The organism is Limnoglobus sp. (assembly GCF_059499385.1).
In genome coordinates, this window is the sequence record NZ_JCABYM010000153.1 from 35,400 (window position 1) to 50,321 (window position 14,922).

Annotated in this window: 15 protein-coding genes; 3 read left to right on the forward strand and 12 right to left on the reverse strand. The window is 68.1% G+C overall.

The features are described from left to right. Nucleotides 1-22: 22 nt before the first annotated feature. Genes AC5JJ2_RS26395 through AC5JJ2_RS26410 form a run of 4 tightly spaced genes read right to left on the reverse strand, consistent with a single transcriptional unit; the run spans nt 23 to nt 1,197 of the window. Nucleotides 23-343 carry a type II toxin-antitoxin system RelE/ParE family toxin gene (locus tag AC5JJ2_RS26395; protein WP_495861046.1) on the reverse strand — a complete coding sequence of 107 codons (321 nt, stop codon included), beginning with the start codon at nt 341-343 and terminating at the stop codon, nt 23-25. After that, nucleotides 340-588 carry an addiction module protein gene (locus tag AC5JJ2_RS26400; RefSeq protein ID WP_495861047.1) on the reverse strand — a complete coding sequence of 83 codons (249 nt, stop codon included), beginning with the start codon at nt 586-588 and terminating at the stop codon, nt 340-342. The genes AC5JJ2_RS26395 and AC5JJ2_RS26400 overlap by 4 nt, the downstream gene beginning before the upstream one ends. A gap of 52 nt (nt 589-640) precedes the next feature. Further along, nucleotides 641-958: a hypothetical protein gene (locus AC5JJ2_RS26405; RefSeq protein WP_495861048.1), complete on the reverse strand. Its 318-nt coding sequence runs from the start codon at nt 956-958 to the stop codon at nt 641-643. Continuing rightward, on the reverse strand, nt 955-1,197 hold the full coding sequence (locus AC5JJ2_RS26410) for a hypothetical protein (protein ID WP_495861049.1): 243 nt from the start codon (nt 1,195-1,197) through the stop codon (nt 955-957). The genes AC5JJ2_RS26405 and AC5JJ2_RS26410 overlap by 4 nt, the downstream gene beginning before the upstream one ends. 106 nt (nt 1,198-1,303) lie before the next feature. On the opposite strand from AC5JJ2_RS26410, the gene AC5JJ2_RS26415 reads away from it, so the two are divergent. Beyond that, nucleotides 1,304-2,584: a hypothetical protein gene (locus AC5JJ2_RS26415; RefSeq protein ID WP_495861050.1), complete on the forward strand. Its 1,281-nt coding sequence runs from the start codon at nt 1,304-1,306 to the stop codon at nt 2,582-2,584. 236 nt (nt 2,585-2,820) lie between these two features. On the opposite strand, the gene AC5JJ2_RS26420 is transcribed toward AC5JJ2_RS26415, so the two are convergent. From AC5JJ2_RS26420 to AC5JJ2_RS26445, 6 genes are all read right to left on the reverse strand, one after another. After that, the gene (locus tag AC5JJ2_RS26420) at nt 2,821-3,855 is read right to left on the reverse strand and encodes a 3-keto-disaccharide hydrolase (protein WP_495861051.1); all 1,035 of its coding nucleotides are present in this window, start codon (nt 3,853-3,855) and stop codon (nt 2,821-2,823) included. A 96-nt stretch (nt 3,856-3,951) separates the two neighbouring features. Then, a complete protein-coding gene (locus AC5JJ2_RS26425; protein ID WP_495861052.1) occupies nt 3,952-4,335 on the reverse strand; it encodes a hypothetical protein in 384 nt (127 codons plus the stop codon). Beyond that, nucleotides 4,332-5,123: a hypothetical protein gene (locus AC5JJ2_RS26430; RefSeq protein ID WP_495861053.1), complete on the reverse strand. Its 792-nt coding sequence runs from the start codon at nt 5,121-5,123 to the stop codon at nt 4,332-4,334. The genes AC5JJ2_RS26425 and AC5JJ2_RS26430 overlap by 4 nt, the downstream gene beginning before the upstream one ends. A 3-nt stretch (nt 5,124-5,126) precedes the next feature. After that, nucleotides 5,127-5,624 (reverse strand): hypothetical protein, encoded by a 498-nt coding sequence (locus tag AC5JJ2_RS26435; protein ID WP_495861054.1) that lies wholly within the window; start codon nt 5,622-5,624, stop codon nt 5,127-5,129. After that, the gene (locus AC5JJ2_RS26440; RefSeq protein ID WP_495861055.1) at nt 5,621-6,043 is read right to left on the reverse strand and encodes a hypothetical protein; all 423 of its coding nucleotides are present in this window, start codon (nt 6,041-6,043) and stop codon (nt 5,621-5,623) included. The genes AC5JJ2_RS26435 and AC5JJ2_RS26440 overlap by 4 nt, the downstream gene beginning before the upstream one ends. Nucleotides 6,044-6,111: 68 nt before the next feature. Further along, on the reverse strand, nt 6,112-6,441 hold the full coding sequence (locus tag AC5JJ2_RS26445; RefSeq protein ID WP_495861056.1) for a hypothetical protein: 330 nt from the start codon (nt 6,439-6,441) through the stop codon (nt 6,112-6,114). Nucleotides 6,442-7,045: 604 nt separating this feature from the next. On the opposite strand from AC5JJ2_RS26445, the gene AC5JJ2_RS26450 reads away from it, so the two are divergent. Further along, entirely contained in the window at nt 7,046-8,788 is a 1,743-nt protein-coding gene (locus AC5JJ2_RS26450) for a hypothetical protein (protein ID WP_495861057.1), read from the forward strand. Nucleotides 8,789-8,892: 104 nt separating this feature from the next. After that, on the forward strand, nt 8,893-10,401 hold the full coding sequence (locus AC5JJ2_RS26455; RefSeq protein ID WP_495861058.1) for a helicase HerA-like domain-containing protein: 1,509 nt from the start codon (nt 8,893-8,895) through the stop codon (nt 10,399-10,401). On the opposite strand, the gene AC5JJ2_RS26460 is transcribed toward AC5JJ2_RS26455, so the two are convergent. Together AC5JJ2_RS26460 and AC5JJ2_RS26465 are read right to left on the reverse strand one after the other, a co-directional pair. After that, nucleotides 10,402-11,130: a DUF4058 family protein gene (locus tag AC5JJ2_RS26460; protein ID WP_495861059.1), complete on the reverse strand. Its 729-nt coding sequence runs from the start codon at nt 11,128-11,130 to the stop codon at nt 10,402-10,404. A gap of 48 nt (nt 11,131-11,178) precedes the next feature. Further along, a complete protein-coding gene (locus tag AC5JJ2_RS26465) occupies nt 11,179-14,892 on the reverse strand; it encodes a sigma-70 family RNA polymerase sigma factor (RefSeq protein ID WP_495861060.1) in 3,714 nt (1,237 codons plus the stop codon). Between the last annotated feature and the right edge of the window lie 30 nt (nt 14,893-14,922).

Here is a 14,922-nt window from a genome sequence, read left to right on the forward strand (position 1 = left end):
AGAGAGCCTCGAATGGATGTCGTCAGTTTAAGCCGCGGGTACGATGAATCCAGGACCGCGGCCGCCGCGAGGCGTGGTGGACGGCGACGAACACGATCTCGGTCGGCCGGACGACGTAGATCAGTCGGTACTTGAACCGCTTGATGTAATACTCGCGGGTTTCCAACCGCCGCGGGCCGTCGGCCGTTGTGGGGTACATGGCCGGGTTCGCGGCCGCCGCCAACACGCCGCGATGAAATTCCGCCGTGAACGCCGGCCCGTACCCCGGATGCTCGCCCTCCAACCGGGCTTCGGCTTCGAGGGCGTCCTGCTGTGCTCCTAGCAGGATGCGGTACGGCGTCATGACTTGCGGTCTTCGGCTTGCTTGCGAAGGGCGGCCATGACTTCCTCGAGTGAAAGCGCCTGTTCTTCCCCGCTCTCGTACCGGTCCCACCGGCGCTGTATCTCTTCTTGCCACTCGCGGCGGACCGTTTCCTCATCGCCTTCCGGCCCTTCGAGGCTGTCGAGCAGTAAGTTCGCAAGTTTCTCCCGCTCGTCGGGCGGGAGTTGCAGACCTTGCTGAAGGAGTTCTTGGGTCAACGTCGTCATCGGTCGGCCTCCGGGTGTTCACCGGCATCTTACCCGAAGCCGGACGGCGAGGTCACGGGCTTTCGACGCGGGCGAGCCAGTGGGCGGAGCGGCGTTGGCCCCGCGAGAAACTCGAGACGACGATCTCGTTCGCGTGGAGCTGGTACACGATCCGGTAACCGTACCGCGGCAGGATGTAGTTGCGAATCTCGAACGCCGACGGGTTGTCCTCGGCGAGCGGGTACATCCGCGGGTTGGCGGCGATCCGATTTTGGCCGTCCAGCCACATGGCCCAGAGGCGGGCGACCGCACGAAACTGAAATCGGCGGACGTACCACGCGAGGGCCTCAGTTACCTCGCCGTTCGCCGCGGGCAGGACGCGGAAGTTCACAGCTCGACGCCCAGCTTGCGGATCGCCTCGCGAACTTGTTGCTCGGCTTCTTCCCGCGACAGGCTCACGTAGTTGCCGCTCGCCACCATCGCGGCGCGGCGGCCGATTTCGGCAGCCTCTTCCTCGCCCGAGCGGCCCGGCGGCGGGTCGTCTTCATCGAGCAAGTCCCGCACGACGCCTTTGTCTTCCGGGCTAAGTTGCTTCAACGTCGCGAGAAGTTCCGGCGTCAACGTGGTCATCGGTTGGCCTCCGTTCGATCCTCGTATCTTACCGTCGCCCCGTGCCGCCCGCCATCGGGGGTCCGGTTGCGGGTACAATCGGCGATGAGTCCTCGGAGGGCGGCGGATGTCCGCGTTCATCACCTGCCGGTGCGGGCGGCGGCTGAAAGCCCCCGCGGCGGACGAGCCGGTCGATTGCCCGGCCTGCGGCCGCAGCGTCGTCCGCGGCGAACCCGACGGCCGCGGCAACCGCGTCGCCGGGGCGGTCGCCGCCGGGTTCGCGCTCGTGGCCGTCGCGCTCGTCGGGCTGGCCCTCGACCGCCCGCCGTCGCCGCAACCGGTCGCGGCCGTCGCGCCGGAACCCGCGGCCCCCGCCCCCGCGCCGGTCGTTCCGCCGCCGGCGATCATGCCGGACGCGGTCCCGTTGCCGCCGCCCGAGGCGGAGCCGCAACCGATCCCCGACCCCGTGCCGGTCGAGCCGCCGCCCGCGCCGGAGCCGTCGCCGAAGCCGCGGGTCGGCACGTTGGAAGCGAACGTCCCGCCGCTCGGCGCGTACACGGTCGGCGAGGTCGTCCGGCAGGAAGTCGTGTTCACCCGCCGGTCCGCGTTTCAGATCGCCGGCCTCGACGCGGCCGAGGGGGCGCAGTTCGTCCTCACGTCCTCAATGAAAATCACGGCGGTGAACGCCGACGGGTCGTTCGCCGTCGAGCAGGCCATCGAGAAGGCGAAACTGGTCGCCGCCGACGGGCCGCTCAAGGACACGCTCGCGGCCGCGCTGGCGAAGGCCGAGGGGACGACGTTCACGCTGAAGGTGGCCCGCACCGGCGAGGTGACGGCCCTCGACGGACTGAAGGACGAGGTCCGCGTACAGAACGGGAAACCGGACGCGCGGGGGCCGTCGTTCCGGCTCTGGTCGATCCTGGACGCGGACGCGTGGAAGGAGCTGGCCGGGCTGACGTTCTTCCAACCGGAGAAGCCGCTGAAGCCGAGGGCGGCGTGGGACCGGCCGGCGAGCCACGACTGGGGGCCGCTCGGCAGTTGGCGGGGGAAGACGCTGTTCGTCGCGATGGGGAAGCCGGCGAAGTCGAGCCTGGAACAGGTGAACTACCGGCACGACATCTACCACAAGCCCGCCGCGGCCGGGGCGGACCGCGAGCTGCCGTTCAAGATCGGGAAGGTGCAGTTTCAGGTGGTGGCGTCCGCCGGCGCGGTGCTGTACGACCCGGCGACGAGCCGCGCGACGGCGGCCGAGGAAGTGTTCCGCGTCCGCGGGGCGGTCGAGGTGTCGCTGCTCGACGCGCCGGCGGCGGTCGGGCTGGAGGAGGCGCAGGGGTTCAAGTTGACGATCGGCGACCCGAAGGAGCGGGAACTGACCGGCCAGCCGCCGAAGCCGCGGGGAAGGAAGTAGCGGGTCAGTCTTTGCCCCGAAGGGGCGCAACAAGTCAGCCCAGGGCAACGCCCTGGGTAAGACCACATGTTAAAGGAACAAGCCCTGAAAGGGCGGAACACTCTTCCGCCCTTTCAGGGCTTGATCGTTGGGTGAAGTTTACCCAGGGCGTTGCCCTGGGCTGACTTGTTGCGCCCCTTCGGGGTAAAGAGTGGTCCGCCGTCGCGGGACATGTTCCCGGTTCGTACCCGCCGCCGTCACCTCGCGGCGTGGAACAGGTTCATCACCTCCAGCCCGGCGGCCGCCTTGATCGTCAGCGGCGACGGCTCGGCGAGGTTCTCCAGGCTCACCGTCGCCCGCGTCCACTGGCCCGGCTTCCCGCCCGGCGGCAGCGCCATCGTCATCGGCTTGCCGCCGACCTCGATCACGCACTCCTGTTTTCCCTTCGCGGCCACCTTCCAGTCGAAGACCAACTCGCCCTTGCCGAGCTTCGCCGCCGTCGTCAGGTCGCCGTTGCCCGCGGACCGCAGCGCGCCGCCGGCCTTCCACCCGTCGCCGGTCCAGCCGGTCAGCGTCGAGCCGTCGAATAAACTCTTGTGCCCGGCCGCGACGGTCGCGACCTCGTCCGGCTTCGGGTTCGTGCCCGGCAGCTCCTTGATCTTGATGTTGCGGAAGTGGCACTCGACGCCCTCGCTCTCGAGCGCGAGGTAGCCCTTCCGCGGGCTGCACTGGCTGACGCCGGAGACTTCCTTGCCGTTGACGTGCAGCTTGATGACGCCGTCGTTGGCGACGATCTTGTAGTGGTTCCACTCGCCGGCCGGCTTCGTGCGGTTCTCGCTCGGCAGACAGCGTTCGATCCCCTTCGGGTGCGGGCGGTCGGGTTTGCACTTCGCCCCCCAGATGCTGAAGATGTCGCCTTCGCTCGTCGCCCACCCGTCGGCCGGCTTGTAGTTGAGCAGCACCTGCACCTCGATCCCGCGGGTGTACGGGCTGCCGACGGCCGGGATCGGGTCGCCCCAGACGAAGATGCCGCTGTTCGCCATCTTCGTCTTCTCGACGTGCATCCACTCGACTTCGAGGACGAAGTTCTCGTAATGCTTGTCGGTGCGAAGGAACCCGGTCGGCGTGCCGGTGGTGACGATCTCGCCGCCCTTCGCGGCGAACGTCGTTGGGGCGCAGTTGACGTTGTGCCAGCCGGTGAGGTCCTTGCCGTTGAAGAGCGGGACGTAGCCGTCGGGGTCGGCGGCGGCGAGCGGGGCGGCGAGGAGCAGGAGCGCGAGAAGGGTGCGCATGGCGGGGCCTCCGGGGGTGGGGGTGGGGAGGTAGTGTATGCGAAAGGCGAGCGGGGGGCGTCAGCCCCCTGATTCTGAAGTGCGTCGGCGGGAGAATCAGGGGGCTGACGTCCCCCGCTCGCCGTCGTCGAGGCTGACATCGAGCGGGCCGCAGGTGTCGCGGTAGTCTTGTGCCTTCTCGCGGATCGCGCGGGCGAGTTCCGGCGTCATGTCCTGAAGTTGCTGCGGCGTCGGCGGGTTCGCGTTGCGGGCCTCGGCACGGGCGACGTGCTTCGCCGCCGCCGTTTCGATCCGTTCGCGGAAGTCTTCGTTCGCGAACTCCACGGGGCGAACTTCCTCGCTCGTTGCCGGCGCAGGCACAGCCTGACGCAAGAGCGCGGAGAGTTCCGCCCACTCGGCCGGGGTCAGCGGGTTGCCGAGCGCGAGGTCGGTGCGTTCGATTACGGGCAGTTCGGTCGGGAGGACGCTGTCGTCGTTCATGACGGCACTCCCGCCGGGACGCCGACCAGCACGTACTCCTGGAAGTCTTTGATGGGCAGCGGCTTGCCGAACTTCGCGATGGTGTAGTCGTTCATCGCGTTGTAAAGGTCGAGCAACTTCTGTTGCGCGACTTCGGGATCGACGCCGTCGCGGATGAAGGCCCGGAGGACGATGTCGGGTTCAGGAGCGTCAGGTTCCGTGGGTCGTTCGGGCGGCGTGTCGTGAAACGGCAGGAACACCGTAGGAGGAACAGGCGTTGAGTCGGTCCACTTCTCGGCGTTTGATCGGCGGAGAAGGCTGTCAAAGGCGAACCGGATGTCGAATGTATCGACCCCCCAAAGGGCGGCGAATTTGGCCGCCTTTGCTGCGAAAACGGCGGCGGCGGCCTTATCGTCTCCAAAAACAGCATGCCCGTTGTCGTCGGGGTACGGGTCGAGGAAGTAAGAAACTGGAACGCTCACCCCGTTTTCATGGAAAGTGAGTTCCTCATTAGTGAACGCGGCCGACTTGGCGGCGGCCCCGGCGGCGGCCCCGGCAAAGGCCCTTGTTCGTTCGGCCCGCTCGGCGACATCTAGGGCTGCAACCCCGGCCCCACGGGCTTCGCTTGCTGCCAACTCTCCTGTTTGAACGGCTTCCTCAATCGCGGACGAATCCTCGGCGGGCGCTTCGCGCAACCCGTTCGAGGGGAGTGACAGAGCTAATCGCGCACAACGAGCCGCGAATGCCACCCGCGCCCAACAGGGTAGTTGGGCAATGTCGCTTCTCGTCGGCAGCTTAACTTCGGCCACGGATCACACCTTCGAGGCCGGAACCTCGCTCACCACGGGCGACTTCACTTCGCGGATGCCGGCCAGCACCGGCGTCAGCTTCTCCTTCAGCCATGAGAGCCGCGCAGCGGCTTCCGCCGTTGCGGGCACGAGCTGAATCGCGATCCGCCCCGGCTCGCCGTTCGAGTTCGCACGATCCCAGGTGAAGCCGCAGCCCTTCACCAGTTCCAAGATCGGCACGACCTTCGCCATCACCGCCTGCGGCGTCAGGCCGAGGTCGGGATCGATGGAAAACGTGAGGTGGAGTTTCGGCGTGTCCAGCTGTACGAACCCGCTTCGGCCTTCCGGCCGGTTATCTGGGTGGGTGACCGGCCCTGTCGTCGTGCGGGTCACGAAGTTGCCCATCACGAACTCTTCGCCGAACTGGGCCATCCACGGCGAGCAGTCCACGTCCACGACCGGCCCCCGCACCGTGGGCCGCACGAAGCTGCCGTAGGTCAACTTATTCTTGTCCTCGCTCATGACGCCTCTCCCGCCAACACATCGAGGTAGGCCGTGCCGTTCTCAAGTACCTTGCCACCCGCCAGAAGGCGAAACTCGTACTGGCCGGGCTTCGGGATCGCGACGTTCCGCAACCGGAACGCGACCTCATGGACTTCGAGCCGATCTACAAAGTGACGGCGCTCGGGTTCGCTCCGGCCCAACACGAGGGGGGAAGGCCGCGAGGGGTCGAACGGCACGAACTCGACACCCAGGCTGAACTCGCCGAGCCCGTCGCTGAGTTGGGCGTAGACCCAGAGTTCCCGCTGTCCGAAGTTCTTCGTAACGCCCGGCGGCATCCAGACCGTGTGATACGGCCGGCGAATGACCCACGACCCGTCCGCCAAGTCGACGACCACGTCCTGACATGCCACGAGCATCCGAACAACGGGCAGGTTCATGCGGCAACTCGGGCGGGGGTCTGCCTCATTCTACCTACGGATGCCGAAAGACTTCAACCGTGTCCGCTTCAGTTCCGGCTGAACGGCCTCGCCTTCTTCGCCTCGACGCCGAGCGGGTCGTTCACCAGCTTCATGTAGCACCCGCCGCACACGTCGTAGCTCCGCCGCACGCACACCGGCAGCATCTCCACCGTGTCGCCGTCGTCCTCCCGCTGCTCCCGCTCCAACAGCAGCTCGTCCACCGACTCCACGCTGTCGTCGATCTCCAGGTCGTCGTCCTCCAGGACCGTCGGCTCCTCGGCCGTCGGCACCGGCGTGCCCTCCACCTTCCAGACGAACCGGGGGTCGGATTGCGGGTTCAGGGTCTTGCCGCACACATCACAAGAGAAGAGACGCATGGCGTGTGATGCTCCGGGGTGTCGGGACCGACCCGCGGCCGGGTCGGGGGATCATTGCGAGTCGGCCGCGGGGCGAACGCGCCCGCGGCGGATGAACCGTCGATACATTCATCTGTCGCGGTTTTTCCGCCGCAAGTCAAGCGCAATTTAGCGACGGGGCGGGCTGTGCCGGCTACGGAAAGGTGGCCGGTTTGCAACTTCGCGTGTCGAACTTTCACGCGGACCGGCCCGGCGGCGCGGCCGGCCTTTCCCACTTTGCCGGGCCGGGCGGGTGGCGCGGTCATTCTTGCGAAATCGGTTCTGGCACGGGGCGTGCAAAGTAATCTCCCGTCCCCGCGGGTCGATGTCGCAGCGGGTTAACCGCGACGCCGACCCGCGGGGGCCGAGTCAACTCCCCCAACGTATCCCCCGGACGGGCGCGGCAACGCGGCCCGGCACGCCGACCCGCCTCATCAGGTTCCAACTCACCACGGCCGGTGCGATTCTCCTCGCACCGGCCGCTTCGTTTTCCTGTCCCTCGCGTTCCCCGTTACCCACCCGTTGCGCCGTCGGCGGTATAGTCTGCGCAGTTCCTCGCTCAACCCTGCGAACCGAAGGTGAACCCATGACCCGCCTCCCCCTCGCGGCGATGCTGCTCGTCGCCGCGACCACGACCGCCCGCGCGGAGCCGGCCGCCCCGCTCGGCGCACTCGCCAAGATGCCGGTGAAGGAAGTCACCGTCTTCAAGGACGGCCATGCTTACGTCGTCCACCAGGGCACGATGCCGGTCGATTCCAGTGGAAGTGTTTTGCTCGACCTGCTGCCGAACCCGGTGCTCGGCACGTTCTGGCCGTACTCGCTCGACAACCGGGCGACGCTGCACTCCGTCACCGCCGGCCGGCGACGGGTCGCCGTGGATCGCACCGCGCTGACCGTCCGCGAACTCATCGAGGCGAACCCCGGCGCGGAGGTGATCGTCACCGAGGGCGGCAAGCAGCCGTACCAGGCGACGATCGTGAAGCTGCTCGTCCGCGAGACGGAGGAACTGGAAGCGACGGCCCACGCCCCCGGCGAGTACCCGCCGCAGAAGGGGAACGTGCTGCTGCTGAAGACCATCGACGGCACGCGGGCGGTGAACATCGACGCCGTGACGGACCTGAAGTTCGTCGGCAAGTACGAGACGAAGCTGCGGGCCGAGGAGTACCGCAACCTGCTGACGCTGAAGCTCGACTGGGCCGGCCAGCCGGCGGCGAAGTCGGCCGAGGTCGGCATGGCCTACGTGCAGAAGGGCATCCGCTGGATTCCGAACTACCGCGTCGAACTCGACGGCAAGGGGAAGGCCGTCGTGAAGCTCCAGGCCACGCTCTTGAACGAGCTGACCGACCTGAAGGACGCGACGGTGAACCTCGTGATCGGCGTCCCGTCGTTCTACTTCAAGGAGACCACCGACCCGATCGCGCTGTCGCAGGCGGTGGCCCAACTGTCGCCGTACTTCCAGACGGACGCCTCGACGCAGTACGCGCTGAGCAACTCGATGATGACGCAGGTGGCCCGCGGCGGCGAGGTCCGCCGCGCCCCCGGCGGCGGGGCGGCCGCCCCGGACCTCGGCCCGCCGCTCGACGGGCAGCAGAGCGAGGACCTGTTCGTCTTCACGGTGAAGAACGTGACGCTCGCGAAGGGCCAGCGGATGGTGCTGTCCGTCTCCCAACAGACGGTCGAGTACAAGGACGTGTACGGCCTCGACATCCCCTACGTCCCGCCGCCGGAGGTGCGGCGGCAGACGAACGACGCGCAGGTCGCCGAACTCGCCAAGCTGATGAACGCGCCGAAGGTCCAGCACAAGGTCCGGCTGACGAACGGCAACTCGCAGCCGCTCACGACCGCGCCGGCCCTCGTCATGAAGGACAACAAGGTGCTGGCCCAGGGGATGATGACGTACACGTCGAAGAACGCGACCGTGGACCTGGCGCTGACGACGGCCGTGGACGTGAAGGTGAAGAAGAAGGACAAGGAGGCGAAGCGGACGCCGAACGCGGCGTCGTACAACGGCACGGCGTACTGGCGGATCGACATCGCGAGCAGCCTGGAGCTAACAAACGCCGGGCCGAAGCCGGTCGAAGTGGAAGTAACGCGGTACGTGCTGGGGAACCTGGACAAGGCGTCCGACGGCGTGAAGGCGGAGATGGTGAACCTGTTGGAAGCCGACGACGGGCCGGGCGGGTACGGCCGGCCGGCGTGGTGGGGCTACTACTCGTGGCCGGGGTGGTGGGGCCACCTGAACGGCGTCGGCCGGCTGACGTGGACGGCGAAGCTCGACCCCGGCCAGTCGAGCGAGCAGACCTACGCCTGGCACTACTTCTGGCCGTGACCGCTCCGAGGACGACGGCCGGGCGCGGACTGCCCTGGAAACGCGCCCGGCCCCGCCCGTAGAGTGAGGGGTACACCGTTCCCCCTCCTTCCCCACGGGCTGCCATGGCCGAACCGATCCGCGTCGCGACGGGCGACCACGACATCTGCCTCCTGCCGAAGATGGCCAACCGGCACGGCCTCGTCGCCGGGGCGACCGGGACCGGCAAGACCGTCACCCTCCAGCGGATGGCCGAGGGGTTCAGCCGCATCGGCGTGCCCGTCTTCCTCGCCGACGTGAAGGGCGACCTGTCCGGCCTCAGCCGCGTCGGGTCGGCCGCCAACGCAAAGGTCGCCGCCCGCGTCGAGCAGCTCGGCCTGAAGGACACGTTCGAGTACGCCCCGTGCCCGGTCGTCTTCTGGGACATCTTCGGCGAGCAGGGCCACCCGGTCCGCACCACCATCAGCGAGATGGGGCCGCTCCTCCTCTCCCGCCTCCTCGACCTCAACGAGACGCAGGCCGGCGTCCTGCAGATCACGTTCAAGGTCGCCGACGACAACGGGCTGCTCTTGCTCGACCTGAAGGACCTGCGGGCGATGATGCAGCACGTCAGCGAGAACGCGAAGCAGCTCACCACCGAGTACGGCAACGTCTCGGCCGCGAGCGTCGGCGCGATCCAGCGGGGCCTGCTGCGGCTCGAAGAACAGGGCGGCGACCGGTTCTTCGGCGAGCCGGCGCTGAACCTGATGGACTTCATCCAGACCGGGGCGAAGGGCCGCGGGCACATCAACATCCTGGCCGCGGACAAGCTGCTCCAGTCGCCGCAACTGTACGCGACGTTCCTGCTCTGGATGCTGGCCGAACTGTTCGAGCAACTGCCCGAAGTCGGCGACCTGGAGAAGCCGAAGATCGTGTTCTTCTTCGACGAGGCGCACCTCCTGTTCAACGACGCGCCGAAGTCGCTGCTCGAAAAGATCGAGCAGGTGGTGCGGCTGATCCGGTCGAAGGGCGTCGGCGTGTACTTCGTGACGCAGAACCCGCTGGACGTGCCGGACACGGTGCTGGCGCAGCTCGGCAACCGGGTACAGCACGCGCTGCGGGCGTTCACCCCGCGGGACCAGAAGGCGGTGGCGGCCGCGGCGAAGACGTTCCGGCAGAACCCGAACCTCGACGTGGAGGAGGCGATCACGCAGCTCGGCGTCGGCGAGGCGCTCGTCTCGTTCCTGGACGAGAAGGGGACGCCGACGGTCGTGGAGCGGGCGTTCGTCGTCCCGCCGGGGACGCTGATCGGGCCGATCGCGCCGGACCAGCGGAAGGCGGTGATCGACACGTCGGTGGTGGCCGGCGTGTACGAGAAGGCGATCGACCGCGAGTCGGCCTACGAGGTGTTGAAGGGGAAGGTCGCGCCGGACGCGGCCCCGGCGGAGGCGGGGTCGAAGCGGGCGGAGTTCGAGCAGAAGCGGGCCGAGCAGCAGGCGGAGGCCGAGGCGAAGGCGGCCGCGAAGGGGCCGAAGAAGGACAGCGTGGTGATGGGATTCGTCAAGAGTGCTGCCCGGTCGATGGGCACGGCGGTGGTCGGCGTCATCAAACGCGGCATTCTCGACAACCTGTTCGGCACGAAGAAGCGGCGGTAGCTATGCCACCCGCAGCGTGCGGCACGTCTCTTCGTAGGTCGCCTCCAGGTCGAGCATCGTACCGTCGCGGTCGTTCAGCCAGATCGGTAGCGACGGCAGCGGCTGCCCGACCCGCAGCGCGTGCGCCCACGTCTTCAGCCGCCACCGCGGGCGGTGGTTCTGCCGGTGGATCGTGACCGCGTACAGCGGCGGTGGGGTCGGCCCCATCGCCGGGTCGGACCGGCCGAGCAGTTCCAACAGGTCGGCGTACAGGTTGAACTGCCGGACCGTGACGAGATCGACGATCGACACGCACACGTCCTGTTGGAGCAGGGCCGCGCACTTCGCGACGAACGCCCGGCGGCTCTCCGGCCGGTCCTTGTTCGACGGGCTGACCAGCTCGATGGCGGCGACGAGCCGCTGCCCCTCCTCGGCGTCGAAGATTTGCACCTCGTACTCGTCCGGGTCCGGCACGTCCGTTTCCAGCGTGAGCGTCGGTTCCGGCGGTGCCCAAACCGCGGTCGCCACGCCGCCCTCGGCGGGATCGGACGCGCCCGCGAATCCCTCAGCCCGTTGATCGAACGTGGCGATGTCCACTTCAAAGAACTGCCCGAGGTGGACCTGCGGCGCGACGTGATAGCGGGCCGGAAGGACGCGGAACAGGTGTTGCGTGATGACGCCCGGCCACAGTCCGTGGACGCGCTCCCAGACGCGGCGGGCCGGGTTCTCGAAGTGGTCGCGGAGCGGCATCCGTGGTCCCTCGGGGTCACCCACAGTATACCGCGCGACCCGCACCGTTCACCGCAAGCCCGCGCCGCCGAGAACGCCCGCGACGGCCGCTAGCGCCGGCGGCCGCGGGCCCATGGACTTCGCCTTCGGACCGGGTTTCGGTTTCACTGTCGGAAACCAGCCGAGGAACGTCATGTCGAAACCTCGACCGGTCCAAAGCAACCGGCCGTCATTCTTGTCCTCCGCGCCGTACCGCATCAGAAGGCTGTCGCCCACGCGTGTGCCGCCGTCCCAGGTCCGTTCCCGGAGGTAGCCGATGCCGGCCACACGTTTCCCGTCCGGCGACCAACGACACACGGCGTCCCCCAATGCGTCGTGACACGTCGCAATCTCCCGGACGATGGAACCGGCCACTTCAACCGTGTACACCTTGTATCGGACCGGGTCGCTGGGCGGCGGGTGTTCCTGCCCGACGCCGGTGAGCGTTTTCCCGTCCGGCGACGGTTCCAACTGTACAAACGAATGCGTGTCGGCCAGGGGTTTCAACTTGCCGTCGGCCGTGAGCTTGAGCCACCGGTACTTCGGCAACTTCGGGTCACGGTTGTAATTGTCGTGTACGACCAGCCACCCCGACTGGTCGGGGAATTCCGCCGTTACCCGTTGGTCCGTGGGCAGGTCGAGCTTGGTTTCCTTCTTGGTCGCGAGGTCGATCAGCGCGTGGGTGTGGAGCGCGAACACGTACCTGGGAGTCCGCTCTTGCCCCACAAAGTGTTTACGAACGGCCTTCGACCGGTCGTGCGACCAGACGTACCAGTCGAGATCCTCGGACGGTAATCCCGTATCGACGCCGACAGTTTCGCCGTTGAGGTCGCGGAGGTGGATCGTCAGTCCTTTTTGCTCTCGCTGACCCGCGAGGCGACCGTTCTTCCCACGGAACACGATCTTCGAGCCGTCCGGCGTGACGCCGCGGAAATGCACGCCGTCTTTGATTTCGAGTTTCGTCGCTTCTATCCCGTCCGGCGTATAGGCGATAAGCTGGTCCGAACTCGACTTACGGAACCACATCAAGCCTTCATCCTTCCACCCCTTCGGCGGCGCCGCGATGGGCTGCCGCGCCTCCGGGAACCAGCCGAGCAGTTGCGTGTAGCCCTTCGGCTCCTTCGCGTAGTCGTGGACGGCCCACGCCGTCGGGTTGCGGCCGTCGGCGTCGCACGCCACCAGCTTCGCCTCGTCCGGTACCAGCGAGTCGGGGAAGTTCGGCAGCGGCTTGACGTTCAACCACAGGTACGCGAGGCGGCCGCCGTCCGGCGACCAGCAGACCTCCGTGTCGGACTGCATCGGGTGGTCGGCCAGTTGCGTCCGCTTGCCGGTCGCCGCGTCGAGCGAATGCACGGCCTCGCGGTGGAACCCCGCCCCCTTCGCGGCGTCGGCCGTGCCGGACGCCAGGACCCGCTTGCCGTCCGGGGAGATCGCCGCGTACTTCAGCGCCGGCAGCTCGGCCAGCACCTTCGGCTCGCCGCCGTCGAGCGGCACGCGGTACAGCTTGCAGAGTTGCGGCGGGCCGCCCTTCTTCGCCTTCGGGTCCGGCGCGGCCCACTCCCGCGCCAGCGCCCACGTCCCGTCCGGCGACAGGCCGATCATCACGCAATTGTCGAGGCCGTCGATGGCCGTTTCCTGCTTCGTCTTCAGGTCGATGACGGCGTGCGTCTGCGGCCACGGGCGGGCGCTCTCCTTGCCCGGCACGACGCGGGACCGCAGGAGCTTCGTGCCGTCGCGGGAGAAGACGAACGGGTGCGTATCGACATCGGGCTTGAACGGGATGCCGAGGTCGGTGGCGGCCGGGCCGTCGCCGAGCGGCCGGAGGTGGAGCGTGAGGCCGGCCGTGCCGTCCGCGGCGTACAGGACCCGCGACCCGTCCGGCGTGAGGCCGAGGAACCGGCGGCCGTCCGTCAGGGTGACGTCCTTCGCCGGCGTGCCGTCCGGGGCGTAGCCGACGAGCTTGCCGGTGTCGGCGTTGTACGTCCAGATGAGGCCGGCGGGTTTCGGCTTCGCGGGCGTGGCGACGGGGTTTCGCGGCCCGAGCCAATACATGTCGCCCAGGAACTGATGGGGGTACTTCACGATGGTCTTGCAGTTTCCTCCGTCCAAATCGCAGACGACGAACCGGGCCGTTTCGTCCCCGTCTCGGCCCTTTTCCTCGCGCATGGCGACGAGCAGCCGTCGGCCGTCCGGAGACCAGTACGCCCGCGAGACGAACCGGATGTCCTGCGGTGTCGTCACGAACTTCTCGACGCGGGTGGCCGCCCCGGTTTCGACGTTGAAACGGTAGAGTTCGGCCGGCTTGTTCTGCTCCCTTCGCAGGTGAGCGAACCCGACGAGTTCCTTCCCGTCCGGAGAGAGCCGCAGGTGAAGGCTCGAATATCCCTCGAAGAGCGCGTGAAGTTTACCACTGGCCAGGTCCAGCCGCTTCCACGTCGAAACCTCCGGTTCAATGTCTCTCTCCACCACGAGCAACCATTTCCCGTCCGGCGACCAACCCGCGACGGCGTGATTGCTCGCCAAGTCGAGCTTGGTCTCTTGCCTTGTCCCGAAGTCGTACAGGGAAAAGGTTCCCTTCCAGCGCGAGGGCGGCGGCTCGCCGGGTCGTTCGACCAACTGTGTGCGGACCACGCGGGTCATGTCGGGCGACCACCGGAAATGTTGGTTCGCCCGGTAGGTCAAGCCGGTGTCCACCCCTTGCGGCTCGTCGCCGGGCTTACGCAGGTGGACCGTCAAACCTTCCGTCTCACTTTCGGCCGCCGCACGACCCGCCTTACCGACGAACGCCACGCGGCCGTCCGGCGTGATGCCGAGAAGCCGCCGTTTGTCTTGGAGTCGGTAGTCTTTCACCACCGTCCCGTCCGGCCGGTAGGCCGTCAATTCGTTCCGGAACGGTTGATAGGCCCAGATCAATTCCTCTTGAACGTCCCCCTTCGGCACCGGCGCGGCGGTGGCCGTCGGCGTTGCCGTCGGGCCGAGCGACCACGCGGCGAACGCCGCGGCTAGCACGCACGCGGTCGCGGCGACCTTCAGCTTCGCGAGCATGAACGAGCGCATGACTCCCCCGGCGATGGCGGACGCGGTCGAAGAAGAAGCGAGCGGCGGCGCGGCGGTCGCCGACGCGGACAGCGCGGCGAACAGCCCCAGCGAGAACGTGACGCCGCGGGCCGTCAGCCGGGCGGCGAGCTGCTTGCGGGCCGCGGCCAGCCGGCTGGACAGCGTCCCCTCGGCGATGCCGAGCTGCCTCGCGGCGTCGGCCCGGCTCACGCCGTCCAGTTCGCACAGCACGACGGCCGCGCGGTACGCGGCCGACAGGTTCGCGATCTCCTCGTCGAGCATCGCGAGCACGTCGGCCTCGACCTTGTCGGCGGCGCGGGCCGGCGGCTCCGGCACGCGGCCGACGAGGGATTCCTTGCGGCGGCGGGTCACGGCGAACGCCTCCAGTGCGGCCTTGCGGGCCACCCCGTACAGGAACCCGCCCACGGCCGACCGCGGCCGGACGGCGTGGGCCTTCTTCGCCAGTACGACGAACACGGCCTGGTACGCGTCCTCGGCGAGCTGGTGGTGGCCGAGGACGCGGCGGCAGACGGCGTACACCTTCGGCCCGTGCCGCTCGACGAGCGCCGCGAACGCGGCCTCGTCGCGGGTGGCGACGAACCGGTCGAGCAGGTCGCCGTCCGCGTCGCCGCGGTCGATGCCGCGGCGGAGGCGTTCGACGACGCGCCGCAGTCCGACGTGAGCCATCGGCGGTCCCCCTGGGGTTCGGGGTATTAT